The sequence below is a fragment of the Caproicibacterium amylolyticum genome (assembly GCF_014467055.1).
GTDB lineage: Bacteria > Bacillota > Clostridia > Oscillospirales > Acutalibacteraceae > Caproicibacterium > Caproicibacterium amylolyticum.
In genome coordinates this window covers 2,764,986-2,781,618 of sequence record NZ_CP060696.1, presented here as the reverse complement: position 1 = coordinate 2,781,618, position 16,633 = coordinate 2,764,986, and the positions used below count along the sequence as shown (strand labels likewise).

Below are 16,633 nucleotides of genomic sequence, written 5' to 3'. Positions count from 1 at the left end.
ATATGGCAACCGTTGGATTTGATAAGCTGTATTATTCAAAAATCACGGAAGCGACAGACGGCACAGAAACCTATGCTGCTCCGGTTTTACTCGCCAAGGCAATCAAATGCGATCTATCGATTGATCTCGCGGAAGCGACGCTGTATGCCGACGACGCGGCGCAGACCGTCGTGAAAGAATTCAAATCCGGGAAACTGTCGCTGGGCGTAGATGATATAGGTCCGTCGGCGGCGGAAAACTTAACCGGAGCGGTACTGGATACGAACGGCGTTCTTGTTTCCGCAAGCGAGGACGGCGGTAAGCCTGTCGCGATCGGATTCCGCGCAAAAAAGGCAAACGGAAAATATCGGTATTTCTGGCTGTACCGTGTGGTGTTCGGCGTCCCCGCGACGAATCTGGAAACAAAGGGTGACAGCATAAAATTCGCTACGCCAACCATCGAAGGTACAATTACGCAGCGCAATAAAGTGGATGGCAACGGAAAGCATCCCTGGAAAACGGAAGTCAATGAGGACGATTCCGGCGTTTTGGCGGCGATAATTTCCGCTTGGTTTACCACCGTTTACGAGCCGGATTACACTACGGGGACGTAAGGAGATGGCAGATATGAGCATTGAAGACAAAAGCGCGATCATTGCAGTCGGGGGCGAGCAGTACCAGCTCGTCCTGACGACGCGCGCTACAAAAGAGATTGCCAAACGCTACGGCGGGCTGGAAGACCTCGGCGAAAAGTTGATGAAGTCGGAAAACTTTGAAATGGCCCTTGAAGAAATCGTGTGGCTGATCGTGCTTTTGGCGAATCAGAGCGTCCTGATTCACAATTTGCAGAATGCGGAGAAACGGGAACTGCTTACCGAGGAAGCGGTCGAGCTTTTGACTTCTCCCTATGATCTGGCAAATTACAAAAACTCTATCATGGAAGCGCTGATGAAAGGCACGAAACGCTATGTCGAAAGCGAGGAAGAATCCTCAAAAAACACGGTGGTCGGGTAAGTGACGAGGAGTTATTTGCCCGACTTTTATATTACGGCGTAACGCAGCTACACAGGCCTGAATCCGACGTGTGGTTCATGCCTATTGGCGATCTGCTTGACCAATGGGAAATCCATAAACAGTTTAATGGGCTGGCGAAACCGAAACGGGAATTATTTATTGATGATGTAATGCCGGATGGTTTGGATTAAGTATCTATTCTTTTTAGTTCCACCATTGCTTTGTTGCGGTAAATCAAATCTTTACGAACAGTGAAACCTCTTTTTTCCCAGAATTTGTTGCCAATAGAATTTTTAGAAAAAACGACCAGAGCAACTTTACAAATGCCCTCTGCTTCTAGTGATTTTATCGCTGCGCTCAACAGTGCGGTACCAATACCGCACTTACGCATGGATGCGCTGACAGCTGTATGGTAAATATATCCTCTGCGTCCATCATGGCCACTGAGAATTGCGCCGACAATCTCATTTTGCTCAATAGCAACAAAACATGTACGGGGATTTCGCTCTAAATATTTTTCTATCCCGGCTCTGGAATCATCAATATCATTCAATCCCATGCCGGGCGTATTGATCCAAAAATTATAAACATCATTATAATCAGCAATTGTCATTAGTCGGATCATTTCTGCACCCACCTTTCATGAGATTATATTACACCATATCTTCCTATTTCTCAATCTGAACATTCTCCGAAAGGAGTGATCACATATGGCAGACAACTTTGGCTTCAAAATCGGAGTTGAGGGCGAAAAGGAATTTAAGAAAGCCCTTTCGGATATTAACCAGAGCTTCAAGGTTCTGGGCAGCGAAATGGCGCTTGTCACCAGCCAGTTTGATAAGAATGACAGGTCAGTGCAGGCTGTCACCGCCCGAAATACAGTTCTGAACAAAGAAATCGACGCGCAGAAAGAGAAAATCGGCACCTTGAAAGCGGCGCTAGACAACGCCGCTTCCTCTTTCGGTGAAAACGACCGCCGCACCCAGAATTGGCAAATCCAACTGAACAAGGCGCACACGGAACTCAACGGCATGGAGCGCGAGCTGTCCGGAAATGAAAAGATACTCAATGAAATAGGCGACGAGTTTCAGGACGGCGCCAAAAGCGCGAATAAATTCGGCGATGAAATTACCACCGCTTCGAAACAGTCAGATGAAGCGTCAGGGCGGTTTGACAAGCTCGGCGGAATCGTAAAGGGCATCGGCGCATCGATGGGTGTCGCTTTGGCCGGAATCGGCGCGGCGGCTGTGGGCGCGGGAAAGTCGCTGGTGGACGCTTCCGTGAATTCTGCGGCCTATGCGGATGATATTCTGACGATGTCCGCGCAGACGCACATGAGTACGGAAGCACTGCAAGCCTACAAATACGCCGCTGAACTGGTGGATACTCCGCTCGAAACGCTGACCGGCAGCATGGCAAAACAGATTCGTTCCATGAATTCGGCGGCGGGCGGTTCCAAGGACATGACTGCAGCTTACGCAAAGCTGGGTGTTTCAATTCAGGATTCCAACGGACATCTGAAAAACAGCGAGGATGTTTACTGGTCGACCATTGATGCGCTGGGGAAAGTAAAGGATTCGACCGAGCGTGACGCATTGTCCATGCAGATTTTTGGAAAATCCGCGCAGGATTTGAATCCGCTGATTGAAAAGGGCAGCGCAGGGATTAAAGAGCTGGCTGCAGAAGCGACGAATATGGGCGCTGTCATGTCCGGTGATCAGCTTAATTCGCTCGGTAAATTTGACGATACCGTGCAGCGGCTCAAGTCCGGAGCCAGCGCCGCCAAGAATGTTCTCGGCACGGTGCTTCTCCCGCAGATGCAGACGCTCGCCAGCTCCGGCGTGTCGTTGCTCGGAACCTTTACAAAAGGCCTTTCAGATGCGGGCGGCGATTGGACAAAAATCTCAAAGACCATCAGCACGACGATCGGTGGACTGACCAGCTCCATCCTTGCCGAGCTGCCGAAGGTCGTACAGGCGGGGCTGGATATTGTGCTGTCAATCGGCAATGCGATCACTGCAAATCTGCCGATGATTATCAGTTCTGCGGTCACCATCGTTATGACGCTCCTGCAGGGGCTGATCGGCGCACTCCCACAGATCACGCAGGGCGCTTTGCAGCTAATTCTTGCATTGGTAAACGGCATCATTGCCAACCTTCCGCAATTGGTGAGCGCCGCGCTGACAATGATTATCACGCTGGCATCGGGCATCGGCGATGCGCTTCCGAAGTTAATCCCGGCGATCATCGATGCGGTTCTCACGATTGTAAACACACTTCTGAACAACATGGATAAGGTAATCGCCGCCGCATTCAAGATCATCGAAGGGCTGGCGAAGGGACTGATCAACGCGCTGCCGCGGCTGATCGACCGGCTCCCGCAGATTATAGATTCAATTGTGAATTTTATCATTAACAACCTGCCGCTGATTATTGAACTGGGCGTAAGAATTATCGTCGAACTGGCGGTCGGACTCATCAAGGCAATTCCGACGCTTGTGGCAAAACTCCCACAGATCATTTCTTCGCTGGTGAACGGTTTCGGAAAACTGCTCGGCGCATTCAACAATATTGGCAGCAACATTGTGTCCGGAATCTGGCAGGGCATTTCTGGGATGAAAGACTGGATTTATGCCAAAGTGAAAGATTTCTTCAGTGGTATCGTGGACAGCGTAAAGGGTATGCTCGGAATTCACTCGCCGTCCACTGTGTTCGCCGGAATCGGCGGCTATATGGCGCAGGGTTTGGGACAGGGATTCAGCAAGGCAATGAGCGATATTTCCGCCGATATGCAATCGGCAATTCCGACCGCCTTTAACTTAAATCCTGCTCTTAACATTGGTAGTTCTATTAACAGTGCAGGCGGTAAGTCCCTAGCGGGCGGCGGCTTCACGCTTCATATTGAAAATTTCGTAAACAACACCGACAAGGACATTGAACGGCTTGCCTATGAATTTGAATTCTATCGGCAGCAGGCAGCGGCGGCAAGGGGGAACGCATAATGCTGAGTTTCACATTCGGCGGCAAAGACAGCTTTCAGGACTTTGGTATTTATGTGGCAACACGACCACACATCCCGTCGCCGGAACGCCGGGTGACCTATATCGAAGTGCCGGGGATGGATTCCAGGCTCCGGCGCGACGAGGACACTTACAGCGATATCACGTTGTCCGTGGAATGCTCGTTTCTCGGTGACCCTAGCACGAAAATCAGTGCGATCAAAGGCTGGCTTTTGGGCGCGGGTGAAGCCGACCTCACTTTCAGCCACATTTCAGGCCGGAAGTATCTTGCACAGGTCGTGAACAGTATCGACTTTGAAATTGTCCTGCGGATTACCTCGCATTTCGTAATTATGTTCAACTGCCAGCCGTTCCAATATGCAACGGCTAATACACCTATCTCAGTCAGCGAAAACATGATACTCACCAATCCCGGAACGCTGAAATCTCTTCCTATCATAAAAGTAAACGGCTCCGGCACAGGTGCTCTGTCAGTGAACGGAAGTGTGGTGTCTTTCAGCGGCATCGATGAGAGTGTTATCCTCAATTCTAAACTGCAGGAAACGTACAAAGATACAGGCACGGCGCTGGTCAGCAAGAATTCCACCAAGACCGGAGAATATCCGATACTCTTGCTGGGTGACAATACGATCTCGTTTTCCGGCGGCATTACTTCTCTTGAAATTACTCCGAACTGGCGGTGGCTGTAATGGTTCCGGTTTACGATTCCAAGGTACAGGAATTTAATAACGATGGGCTGGGGACGATCACTCCCAGCTCTTGTGCTGTTTCGGAAGAAATCAACGGCGCGTTTGAACTGGAACTCACCCACCCGATTGATGTTTTCGGCAAATGGAAACGTCTGCAAAAAAGCAACATCATCCGGGTCAACACACATCGCGGCGTGCAGGCGTTCCGCATCTACCGGGTAGTAAAAAACGCGGTTGACGGCACGATCAAGGTAAATGCACGGCACATCTTCTATGATCTGCTGGCAAATTTCGTGGAAGACGTCAGGCCGACCGGAAAGAATGGAACGCAAGCCGGACAGCAGATTCTCAGCGGCTGCCAGTACCTGACCCCTTTCACCTTCGCGAGCGATATCACGCACACGGTCACGGCATACTTCATCCGGCAATCTCCGGTGCAGGCTTTTCTCGGTGACACCGACCAGGCGTTCATCTCCCGGTGGGGCGGCGAAATTATCCGGGACAACTACAACATCGCGATCAACACGCGGCTCGGCGCGGACAACGGCGTGCGGATTTCCTATGGAAAAAACATGGCAGGGCTGGAATTCAACGAGGACACTTCCGGCGTTGCGACGCGGATACTTCCCACCGCTCTGACCGCCGACAATCAAATTCTACTCTTGCCGGAAAAGTACGTTGACAGCCCGCACATTTCAGAATATCCCTTTCCCATCATAGCGACAATGGACACCGGCTACCAGATTGGCAAGGATGTCGACGGCGCGGTTCCTTACCCTACGGTCGATTCCTGTTATACGGCGATGCGGCAGTTCGCCAGCGACAAATTCCTCGCCGGGACTGATATTCCGAAGCTCTCCCTTTCTGTGGACTTTGTGGACTGGAAGGACATCACCGGGTACGAAAAATACAAATCTCTGCTAACCGTGGGGCTGGGCGACGATGTGACGGTCGACTATGCGCCGTTCGGCGTCAGCGTGAAACTCCGCGTTTGCGCGGTTTCCTACAACTGCCTGACAGATCGGTATGAAACGCTCACCATCGGAGAAAAACGAATCTCCGTGGTTAATTCCATTAATTCCGCTTCGCAGAAAATTGATGAAGTAAAACAGGCAATCACGGTAACAAACCAAAACGTGTCCGCTGTTACAGAGAACGTAGAGGATATCAACAGCGACAATAAGCTGACGCCGATTGAGAAAAGCGCCGCCCTGCGCGACTGGAGTTCCTTTGCCAATGAAAAGGGAACTCTCAACACGCAGGCCACCGCGCTTGAAATCACGACCGAGCTGTCAGCCTACAATGACGCGTTCCAGCTTCTGTCCAATTATCTCAACGGAGGTGCTCTTTATACAACCGGCATCCCGCTCTGGTTGGATGCTGACCACCTGAATGTTACAACTGACATCAGCGGCGCACAGTTCCGGCAGAAGTTTGCCGATTACTATGCTGCAAGAAACACACTGGTTCAGGCAATTACGGTGAAGCTCAAGGCTTTGGCCGATACCGCGCAGAACGGTGTGGATACCAACACGGGTGAAATTACCACGATCAATTCTACGCTCACGACCGTTCAAACCGATGTCAGCGGCCTGAAAACTTCCGTGTCCAGCATCGACAACCAAATCTCTAATACGGAAGACGGCATCGCACTCCGGCTTTCCAATGCGGAATCCACCATTGAACAGCACAGTTCTTCCATCGTAACCAAAGTGGAAAGCAGTACGTTTGACGCGTATATTTCTGATAATGGTTCGAAGTTGGAAGATGTCAATACGCAGATTACCACCATGCGGCAAACAGTCGATGGTCTGACGCTTTCCGTGAGCCAAACCGGTTACCGGAATCTGCTGAAAAACTCGGCGGGCAAGAACGGTCTGACATTCTGGAACACGACAGGCACGGCTGCCACCGTCTCAAACACGGACACGTCAAACAACACCGTGAGCAATTCGGCGTTCAGTATGGCATCGGGCAGCACTATTTCGCAGGACTTCTCTTTAAAATTTAATGTGCCGCACACCGCATCGCTGCTGTATGAAGCGTCCGGTTCCGGCGGCCATGTGTCGGTCAGCATCACACAGAACAGCACCGAATCTGTACTGTATGACAACACGAATACCGGCACGGAGTGGACATTCGTTACTTTTCCATTCAATTCGCTTAACACGGTCTGCACCATTAAGGTCACAACTTCCGTGAACCTGCTTGCCTCCGACCTGATCGTTTCCGAGGGCACGAACGTTGCGCCGTGGGTACAATCCGACGAGGAGCTTTACACGACAAACTTTATCGCGGACAGCACCGGCCTGACGGTCGGCAGCAATACCACGGATATGAAAGCCCATATCTCCACCTCGGCGTTTGAAATTTATCGCGGCGACGACCTTCGCATCAATGTCGCGCCGGACGGCACACGGCTGCAAAAAACCATCATTGAGGATGATCTCACGGTCGGGAGCGTCAAGGAGATTGTGCGGAGCGGGGTCGGCGTTGATTTTGTGGTGATTTAAGGAAGGAATGATGGAATGTCTGAAATTGTCAGCACCCTGCAAAACGGTTCGCAGGTCAAGGTGGTCTACTCTTATACGCAGAATATTTCCGCAAACACCTCAACAATCACTGCTGCCCTGTATGTTCACCGCGACAGCTACGGGCCTTCCACCGATTCGAGCTGCTCGGCTTACATTAATATAAACGGCTCGCGGGCCATGACGTACATGTCGGGTTTTACCATCGGGTCAAGCTGGGTGCAGATCGGCAGTACAGCCGCCATGAGCGTCGCACATAACGCCGACGGCACGAAGATTGTTAACATTACCGGGTATTTCAATTCCAGCGTCACCGCGAAGCTGGAAAATCTCAACGTTTCCCAAAATATCACGCTGACGACCATTCCAAGGGCGAGTCAGATTACGGCTTCCATTAATTCATTCAATATCGGCGGTTCCATTACAATTTACACGAATCGGAAAAGCACCACCTTCACGCACGCTCTGAATCTCTACTTTGGAAGCTATACGACCACAATTGCCTACAACATTACCGACAGCTATGTTTGGAACACCGCGTCGTGGGCTTCTTCCCTGTACCAGCAGATTCCAAACTCGAACACAGGAACCGGCACGCTCCGGCTGATCACCTACGACGCGGACAGCAACATGGTTGGCTATACGGAAGTGGGAATCACCGCTCATGTCATAAACAGCAATCCGACATTCACCGGCTTTTCCTATCAGGATGTGGATTCCAACACGGTCACGCTGACCGGAAATTCCTCTCTGATTGTTCAGTCGAAATCCAATATTCAGGTAACCGTGACCAGCGCGGCTGCGCAAAACTACGCAGCCATTTCGTCTTACAAAGTGCAGTATGGTTCCAAAACGGTGACGAGCAGTTCCAGCGTGATCAGTTTCGGCACCGTGTCCGCAAGCGACAGTCTGATCGTAACCGTCATCGACAGCCGGGGCAATTCGAACTCACAATCTTCCACTCTTACAACAATCGCCTATTCCTCGCCCGCGTTTTCTTCCGTGTCGCTGGCTCGCGTGAACAACATCGAAGCCGGAGCGATTTTGACGTGCACCGGCAATTATGCGGCGTATATGGTAACAAAAAGCCAGTATTTCCTGAAATACCGGTACAAAACAACCGCGTCGGGGACGTGGAGCAGTTATGTCACAATCACTCCGGCGATGAGTGGCGGAGACTTTTCGTTTAACGCCAGCATCGGAAACTTCGACATCAATTCGTCATTTAACTTTGAGATCGCGGCGTCCGATTACTACACCGCAGTAACACAATCAGCCTTACTGCCTACGGCAAAGCCGGTTTTCTCTATCCGTGACGGGCAGATAGGTATCAACAAAATTCCGGAAGATGGAGCGCTCGACGTGAGCGGCGATATATACACCTCCGGCAATAAAACCTACAGCGACGGCTACCATCCAAACGCCGACACTGTGGGCGGTCTGCATGTTCTGAAAGGCTCGGCGAGTGGCACAATCGCCACATCAACGGCCTATGGTTCGATTTATTATTCAGCCGATATTTCGGTTAATTTCGGAGCTACCCTGCCGAGCATTCCGGCAGTGACCACTGGCTTATACACAAACGGTATTGGTTTTGTCAAAATCAAATCCGTATCAACTACGGGATTTATCTGCAATCTTGTAAATGCGGTAACTTCATCTGGCGTTAGCTATGTGATTTACTGGGTTGCAGCGTATTAAGGATAATTAATGTATCGGTTTAAAGGCGCTTTTGCGTGGGGCAAAGGCGCTTTTTATTATATAAAATCAACTTGATTGGAGGAATAGAAATGAAAACAATCTGGAACTGGGCGCAGGCGGTCTTTGCCGTTCTGGGCGGTTTCCTCGGGTGGTTCCTTGGCGGGCTTGATGGAGTCCTCTACGCCCTCATCGCGTTTGTGGTGATCGACTATCTGACTGGCGTAATGTGTGCCGTTCTTGACAAAAAACTTTCCAGCGAGATCGGTGCGAAGGGTATTTTCAAGAAGGTGCTAATTTTCGCACTGGTGGGCGTCGGGCATATTCTGGACGAACTGGTTTTAGGCGGAGACGGGGTCATCCGCACGGCGGTCGTGTTTTTCTACCTGAGCAACGAGGGCGTTTCCATTTTGGAGAACGCCGCACACATCGGTCTGCCTGTTCCACAGAAGCTCAAGGACGTATTGGAACAGCTGCACAATCGCGGTAACAAGGAGGACAACTCATGAATCTGCATAAACTCATTCTGACGAATAGCGCATGCTACAAGGCGGGCAGAACCATCAATCCGAAGGGTATTATGGTGCACTCTACCGGGGCGAACAACCCCAATCTCAGGCGCTATGTCGGACCCGACGGCGGCCTGCTCGGGAAAAATCCGAACAATAACGACTGGAATCAGGACAGGCCAGGCGGCAGAAATGTCTGCGTTCACGCTTTCATCGGCAGGCTGATGGACGGTTCCATTGCCGCCTATCAGACACTGCCATGGAACTATCGCGGCTGGCACTGCGGCGGCTCCGGCAACGACACGCACATCGGGTTTGAAATCTGCGAGGATGGGCTAACAGATACGGCGTATTTTGGCAAGGTCTATACTGAAGCGGTGGAGCTTTGCGTGTATCTCTGCAAACTCTATGGTCTGACTGAGAAGAACGTCATTTGCCACTCCGAAGGGTTTAAGCTAGGAATCGCCAGCAATCACAGTGACGTCATGCACTGGTTCCCGAGGTTCGGCAAGTCGATGGATATCTTCCGTGAGGATGTCAGAAAGGATCTGGCCGGGATCGCGGCGCCTGTAGTATTTTCTGTCGGCGACAGGGTTATTCTCAACGGCGCGGTTTACGCCGACAGCTACGGCGGCGGGAAGGGACGAACGTTTCAGAACAAGACTTGTACCGTTACCCGCATCGTCGATCTTAAACGCAGCTGCCCATACCTGCTGGACGCGCTGGGTTGGGTAACAAAAGACAGCATCCGGAAAGCATAACAGAATATTTTATAACATTGCCGCCTGTGGGGTTTTATTACCCTGCGGGCGGCTTTTTTGTGTTCAGGGGGTTCGAATCCTACCGATTTTTCGCATATCGGTAGGAGGGTATCGATGATGACAGAAGCTCAAAAAGAATCACTTCGTTTTTTACGTTTAGAAGGCTGCGGATATGCGACGATTGCAAATACTCTTGGTGTTTCTGTTAATACGGTAAAAAGTTATTGCCGAAGAAACAATCTGTCCTGTATTCAGAAACCGGTTCAGAGCGCCGAAAAAGAAAAACTCTCTTTGTCATACTGTCAGCACTGCGGAAAACCGCTCATGGTGACAGTAAAAACAAAGCCGCGCCGTTTTTGTTCAGACGCTTGCCGTGTGGCATGGTGGAACAGCCATCAGGAAAGCGTCAAGAAAAAGGCGGTCTATCATCTGGTATGTGCAGGCTGCGGCAAATTGTTTGACAGCTACGGTAATAAAAGCCGTCGCTACTGCTGCCACACTTGTTATATCGCCGACCGATTCGGAAAGGCATAATTTCCACCGAGAATTACGCCATAATTGATACAATTCCAAGCCGTAAATACAGACCGATTTTTGTCGGATGTTTATTGGGAAATGGCGTTGCTATATCTGAGAACCAGAGGTAATATGTGACACTGACAAGGAGGTAGGTCTATGCAAAAGATAGTTACAGATATTACTCCCACAATGTCGCAAGCTCCCGCCAAAAAGCGAGTTGCCGCATATGCGAGAGTATCCAGTGGGAAGGATGCCATGCTGCATTCACTTGCCGCGCAGATTGATTATTACAGTAATTTCATACGCCAGAACCTAGAATGGAATTTCGTCGAGGTCTATGCCGATGAAGCTCTGACAGGTACAAAAGATAACCGTGCTGAATTTAAGCGGCTGCTTGACGATTGCCGGAAGGGTCTTATTGATATGGTTATCACAAAATCAATTTCCCGATTTGCCAGAAATACGGTACTCATGCTGAATACTGTTCGTGAGCTGAAGCTGCTGGGAGTGGACGTTTATTTCGAAGAACAGAATATCCATTCCGTCAGCGGCGACGGCGAATTAATGCTGACAATCTTGGCATCCTTTGCGCAGGAAGAGAGCCTTTCCTGCAGCGAGAACTGTAAGTGGCGCATCCGTAATAATTTCAAGGACGGCATACCAAATAATCTACGCATTTACGGTTACGATTTTGCCGACAAACAATTAGTTGTCAATCCCGCCGAAGCCGAGGTCGTGCGAATGATTTATACCGATTATCTAAACGGCATGGGCAAGAATGCCATTATGCGCAATCTGATCGCTTTGGGTGTGCCGACAAAGAATGGTGGTCGATGGTCTGAAGGCGCCATTTACGTAATTTTGAGGAATGAAAAGTATACGGGAAATATGCTCTTGCAGAAGACATTTTCCGAAAACCACCTTACAAAGGCGAAACGGATAAACAAAGGCAAGCTGCCGATGTATTACACGAAAGGGACGCATGAAGCTATCATTGAGCAGAGTGTTTTTGACGAGGTTCAAACCGAGATTGCCCGACGCGCCCAAAAATTTTCAACCGCGCCGAAGACACCTTCCTACTCCGAATTTACAGGAAAAATCCACTGCGGTATTTGCGGCGCAAATTTTCGCAGAAAAACGACGACGTATAACGTCGCATGGTGCTGCGCTACCTTTAATAAGAAAGGCAGAGCCTTTTGCAGCTCCAAGCAAATACCGGAAAATATCCTGAAGAAAACAGCGGTGGGGGTTCTTGGGCTTGCCGAATATGACGCTTCTGTTTTTAAGGCGAAAATTGAGGAAATCCGTGTGCCGGAAAACGGCATCCTGCTTTTTGTATTCACGGATGGCAGAGAGGTTCTTCGCACCTGGGAAAACAAGCCGCGGAGTGAAGGCTGGACTGCTGAAATGCGAAAAGAAGCTCAAAAAAGGACATTGGAGAGGAAGGCACAATGAATACTGGAAGAGAAATTACGGTAATACCCGCTACCGCACCGCGCTTTTCGGCACAGTGGCAGGGGGCGGTTACAAAACGGCGGGTTGCCGCGTATGCCCGTGTGTCCACCGAAAAGGAAGAACAGCAAACCAGCTACAAAGCGCAGGTTGAATACTACACAGACCGCATTAAAATAAATCCCGAATGGTTTTTTGTAGAGGTCTATGCCGATGAGGGTATCAGTGCCACCAATACGAAAAAGCGCGAGGGTTTCAAGCGTATGATTGCCGATGCGCTGGACGGAAAAATAGACCTTATCCTTACGAAGTCGGTCAGCCGCTTTGCCAGAAACACGGTGGATACGCTGACGACAGTGCGTAAGCTTAAGGAAAAAGGCGTGGAAGTATTCTTCGAGAAGGAGAACATTTACACGCTCGATTCCAAGGGCGAACTGCTCATTACGATTATGAGCTCACTTGCGCAAGAAGAATCAAGGTCAATGAGTGAAAATATTACCTGGGGGAAAAGAAAATCTTTTTCGGATGGGAATGTCACTCTTTCTTACAAGAGATTTCTCGGCTACGAAAAAGGAGCGGACAAACTTCCGCAGATTGTAGAAAGTGAAGCGGTTATTGTCCGGCGTATCTATAACGAATTTCTTGAAGGCAAAACGCCCTACAATATCGCATTGCGGCTGACTGCCGAGGAAATCCCCACGCCCGGCGGATTTGCGAACTGGAGGGGGCATACCGTTCAGAGTATTTTGACAAATGAAAAATATAAGGGAGACGCAATCCTGCAAAAAACATTTACGGTGGATTTTCTCACCAAGCAAAAGAAAGTCAACGAGGGCGAGGTTCCGCAGTATTATATTGAGCATAGCCACCCGGCCATCATACGTCCCGAAGTTTATGAGATGGTGCAGGAAGAATTCCGCCGCCGCGAGGAAGCGGGTGGGCATACAGTATGCGTCAGTGTCTTTTCAGGCCGCATCATCTGCGGAGAGTGCGGAGGTTATTACGGCAGAAAAATGTGGCATACGGGCAGTAATTACCAAGCGATGGTGTGGCACTGCAACAATAAATATGCAGAGCGCAAATACTGTACCACACCGACGCTCAAAGAAGATGCAATCAAAAAAGCCTTTGTGGACGCGTTCAACAGCATGATTTCCAACAAGGCCAAAATAATTGCAAAGTATGACAAGACGCTGGATACGATTACAGACGACAGCGCATATAAAACGGAGACGGAGAAAATTGACCTGCAGTGTTCGGAAATTGTAACACTCACAGAAAAGCTTATCGCCGCCAACGCGCGGTCACAGACGGAGCAGCGTGACTATAATGAAAAGTATAATGCGTATTTGGAGCAGTACCAAAAGCTCCAAACGCGCCGCCGCGAGCTAAGTTCCGCTATTGCGATGTGCGCCGCAAAGCGTGTGCAGATTACCGGATTCCTTGCGGAGCTCAGAAAGCATGACGCACCGCTCTTGGAGTTCGACGAGCGGGTTTGGCAGGCGGCGCTGCATCACATGAAGATTTTCAGCGACTGCAAGGTGCTGTTTGTGTTCCGAGACGGTACGGAACTGCCCTGGACGGTAGATTGCGGGGTTCGGAAATATGCGAAAACGAAGCATCAGTGAAATTGTGCAAACCCGTACTCCCTCGCATTTGGTTTCAAAGCTGAAAGTGTGTGCTTATATCCGGGTGTCGACTGAGCATGAAAAGCAGCTGAATTCGCTCGAAAATCAACGCCAGTATTATGAGCGGCTCATCAACGCGAATCCCGAATACGAGTTCTGCGGCATTTTCTCGGATGCCGGAATCTCTGGCGCGAAAGAGAATCGCCCGGGCTTTCAGTCAATGCTTGCCGAAGCGAGGAATGGGGGACTCAACCTCATCTTGACAAAATCGATTTCCCGTTTTGCAAGAAACACAGTACTTCTGCTCGAATCGGTGCGTGAACTGAAAATGCTGGGTGTAGGCGTTATCTTTGAGGAGCATCATATTAATACACTTTCCTCTGATGGCGAGCTTATGCTGACCGTGCTTGCGTCCATTGCCGAGGAAGAACACAAATCTGTCTGCGGAAATGTTCAATGGGCAATCCGCAGCCGGTATAAGCGTGGATGCGCCATGATCGACACCAACCGTCTGATTGGCTATGACAAGGATGAAAACGGAAATCTCGTCATCAATGAAGAACAGGCAGAAATCGTCAGGCTGATATTCAAACGATATCTTGATGGTATTCGAGCGTATCAGCTGGCAAAGGAACTGAACAGCATGAACATTCCGACGTATACCAATAAGCCATGGTCGTCAAGCAGGATACTGCGCATTGTTTCAAACGAAAAATATAAAGGCGGCTGTTTGATGCAGAAGTCGTTTGTGGACGAGCGCGGGAAATCAGTGCGAAACGAAGGTCAGCGCGACCAATATTATATAGAAGGTAACCACCCGGCCCTCATCAGCAAAGAACTGTGGCAGTCGGCACAGTGTTTGCGGGAAAGTCGGAAACCGAAAAGCTATCCGTTCAGCGGGCGGCTTCACTGCCCTCTATGCGGTGCCGTACTCATCCGAAAGGCCTCCAGGTGGGGCGTCGACTGGGAGTGCGGCACTTATTTGCATAATGGGAAAGCCGCATGCACCGGTATCCGTATTCCGGAGGATATTCTGGATCGGATTGCGGCAGAACATTTTCACGGTCACTGGGTGGTTACGGGGGAATCGAATGAAGCAAAAAGCAAACGGGAGAAAAGTTATACCCTTGTACCCGCTGCCGGATACCCGTTCGGCGAATCACGGTGATGAAGCGCCAAAAAAGAAGGTCGCTGCTTACTGCCGCGTATCCAGTGAGAGCGAGGAACAGCTTCACAGCGTCAAGGCGCAGATCGATTATTATCAGGAATATATCTCATCAAACGAAGATTATGAATATGTCGGCATTTATGCAGATGAGGGTATCAGCGGTACAGGAACGCTCCGCCGTGAAGCCTTCAACCGATTGATGGCAGACTGCCGTGCCAGGCTTGTAGATATTGTGATCACCAAGAGTGTGTCGCGCTTTGGCAGGAATACGGTGGATACATTAAAAAACGTCCGGGAGCTGAAAGCTCTGGGCGTTGATGTTTTCTTTGAAAAAGAGAATATCCATACCATGAACAGCGAGGGCGAAGTCCTGCTGACTTTAATTTCGGCCGTAGCGCAAAATGAGAGTCTTTCTCTGTCCGAGAATGTCAAATGGGGCATTCGGCGTAAATATGAGAATGGCAGTGTGAAAAGCGTACCGTGCGGCAAGTTCCTCGGCTACGATAAAATTGACGGCGAACTGATCATTAACGAGGAACAGGCTGCCGTAGTGCGCAGAATTTACTATGAATTTCTTGCCGGTAACAGCTTTTCTCAGATCGCGGCTCATCTTACGGAAGATGGCATATTATCCGAACAAGGAAATGCTGTCTGGAATCTGAGCAGTGTAAGACAAATCCTCACAAACGAAAAATTCAAGGGGGACACACTGTTTCAGAAAACCTATAACACAGACCATCTGACGAAAAAGCGTGCGGACAACAAGGGCGAGCTGCCGCAATACTATATTGAGGACAGTCATCCCGCAATTATAGATAAGGATACATGGGAATGCGTCCGGCTGGAACTTGAGCGGCAGGAGCAGTATTGCCGTGCCCACCGTATCAGCAAGTACCATAATCATAACAAAGAAAACCCGCTGTCGGCAAGGATTACTTGCTCGGTCTGCGGGTCTACTTATATGCTCTTGAAATCAAAGAAGGCCGGTGAGGAAGACCAGAGATACTGGCGATGCAGCAGCTTCCGCGGCAAGCGCGAAACGGAAATTGCTGGACGGACCTTCACACCGCCGCCTAGGGCGCTATGGAGCAAGGATACGGACAGCCGTGCGGCGCATTACCGGGCGAAACACCGCAAGTTGCCTGCTGAGCGGCAGATGTTCTGCACCGATATTCAGATTCCCGCCGGCGCGCCGGAGAAGGCTTTTGTGAAAGCGTGGAACCTGCTCGTCAGCCACCGCCTGCGGTACGCATCCAGCTTTAGCCGTATTGCGACGACAAGTCCTAATCTTTTGGTACGATACAGGGCGAATGAGATGCTTCGAGTACTTTCAGAGGTAAGCCGGATTGAGACGTTTGATTACGAATTATCCCTCAAAATCCTTGATCATATCGAGGTCACGCCCGATGGAAAGCTTGCTGTAACCTTTTTGGCCGGGACGAAAATTACTTGTTGAATATTGTGGAAAAATTTCCTAAAAAGGCTTATACTAGTGTCGAATTACGGATTGTGTTATAATGAGATGTGGTAATATGTGGCAGTGAGATGATATAGCAAGCTTACCCCTGATTATGCGAAGTTTATATGCTAACTATAGTTTATTTGTCTCCACGAACAGAGCACGTTGAGACGGTAGTATTGATGTCAAGGGCAAAAGAATGAGTG

15 protein-coding genes are annotated in these 16,633 nt (G+C 49.9%); 14 read left to right on the top strand and 1 reads right to left on the bottom strand.

Translation table 11 applies throughout. The annotated features are described in order from the left end of the window. Positions 1-2 precede the first annotated feature (2 nt). Positions 3-593: a major tail protein gene (locus H6X83_RS13370; protein ID WP_212506944.1), complete on the top strand. Its 591-nt coding sequence runs from the start codon at positions 3-5 to the stop codon at positions 591-593. Between the two features lie 13 nt (positions 594-606). Then, positions 607-993 carry a hypothetical protein gene (locus tag H6X83_RS13365; RefSeq protein WP_212506943.1) on the top strand — a complete coding sequence of 129 codons (387 nt, stop codon included), beginning with the start codon at positions 607-609 and terminating at the stop codon, positions 991-993. Between the two features lie 187 nt (positions 994-1,180). Here the strand turns inward: H6X83_RS13365 and H6X83_RS13360 are convergent, their stop codons facing one another. Next, a complete protein-coding gene (locus H6X83_RS13360; protein WP_212506942.1) occupies positions 1,181-1,618 on the bottom strand; it encodes a GNAT family N-acetyltransferase in 438 nt (145 codons plus the stop codon). A gap of 85 nt (positions 1,619-1,703) precedes the next feature. On the opposite strand from H6X83_RS13360, the gene H6X83_RS13355 reads away from it, so the two are divergent. The 12 genes from H6X83_RS13355 to H6X83_RS13305 all read left to right on the top strand — a co-directional run bounded on the left by H6X83_RS13355 (position 1,704) and on the right by H6X83_RS13305 (position 16,424). After that, positions 1,704-3,995: a phage tail protein gene (locus H6X83_RS13355; protein ID WP_212506941.1), complete on the top strand. Its 2,292-nt coding sequence runs from the start codon at positions 1,704-1,706 to the stop codon at positions 3,993-3,995. Beyond that, a complete protein-coding gene (locus H6X83_RS13350) occupies positions 3,995-4,702 on the top strand; it encodes a distal tail protein Dit (protein WP_212506940.1) in 708 nt (235 codons plus the stop codon). Before H6X83_RS13355 ends, H6X83_RS13350 begins: the two co-directional genes overlap by 1 nt. Then, on the top strand, positions 4,702-7,215 hold the full coding sequence (locus H6X83_RS13345; protein WP_212506939.1) for a phage tail spike protein: 2,514 nt from the start codon (positions 4,702-4,704) through the stop codon (positions 7,213-7,215). Before H6X83_RS13350 ends, H6X83_RS13345 begins: the two co-directional genes overlap by 1 nt. Positions 7,216-7,230: 15 nt before the next feature. Continuing rightward, positions 7,231-8,934: a DUF859 family phage minor structural protein gene (locus H6X83_RS13340; RefSeq protein ID WP_212506938.1), complete on the top strand. Its 1,704-nt coding sequence runs from the start codon at positions 7,231-7,233 to the stop codon at positions 8,932-8,934. An 89-nt stretch (positions 8,935-9,023) separates the two neighbouring features. Continuing rightward, positions 9,024-9,440: a phage holin family protein gene (locus H6X83_RS13335; RefSeq protein ID WP_212506937.1), complete on the top strand. Its 417-nt coding sequence runs from the start codon at positions 9,024-9,026 to the stop codon at positions 9,438-9,440. Beyond that, positions 9,437-10,201: a peptidoglycan recognition protein family protein gene (locus H6X83_RS13330; RefSeq protein WP_246419306.1), complete on the top strand. Its 765-nt coding sequence runs from the start codon at positions 9,437-9,439 to the stop codon at positions 10,199-10,201. Before H6X83_RS13335 ends, H6X83_RS13330 begins: the two co-directional genes overlap by 4 nt. A gap of 57 nt (positions 10,202-10,258) precedes the next feature. Continuing rightward, the gene (locus H6X83_RS13325) at positions 10,259-10,735 is read left to right on the top strand and encodes a sigma factor-like helix-turn-helix DNA-binding protein (RefSeq protein WP_343063116.1); all 477 of its coding nucleotides are present in this window, start codon (positions 10,259-10,261) and stop codon (positions 10,733-10,735) included. Further along, complete coding sequence (locus H6X83_RS14845) at positions 10,702-10,848, top strand: SHOCT domain-containing protein (RefSeq protein WP_425489196.1); 147 nt, start codon at positions 10,702-10,704, stop codon at positions 10,846-10,848. The genes H6X83_RS13325 and H6X83_RS14845 overlap by 34 nt, the downstream gene beginning before the upstream one ends. A 28-nt stretch (positions 10,849-10,876) precedes the next feature. Next, positions 10,877-12,175 (top strand): recombinase family protein, encoded by a 1,299-nt coding sequence (locus H6X83_RS13320; protein WP_212506936.1) that lies wholly within the window; start codon positions 10,877-10,879, stop codon positions 12,173-12,175. After that, positions 12,172-13,800: a recombinase family protein gene (locus tag H6X83_RS13315; RefSeq protein ID WP_212506935.1), complete on the top strand. Its 1,629-nt coding sequence runs from the start codon at positions 12,172-12,174 to the stop codon at positions 13,798-13,800. The genes H6X83_RS13320 and H6X83_RS13315 overlap by 4 nt, the downstream gene beginning before the upstream one ends. Next, entirely contained in the window at positions 13,778-14,968 is a 1,191-nt protein-coding gene (locus H6X83_RS13310) for a recombinase family protein (RefSeq protein ID WP_212506934.1), read from the top strand. The genes H6X83_RS13315 and H6X83_RS13310 overlap by 23 nt, the downstream gene beginning before the upstream one ends. Beyond that, a complete protein-coding gene (locus H6X83_RS13305) occupies positions 14,892-16,424 on the top strand; it encodes a recombinase family protein (protein WP_212506933.1) in 1,533 nt (510 codons plus the stop codon). Before H6X83_RS13310 ends, H6X83_RS13305 begins: the two co-directional genes overlap by 77 nt. Positions 16,425-16,633: the final 209 nt, after the last annotated feature.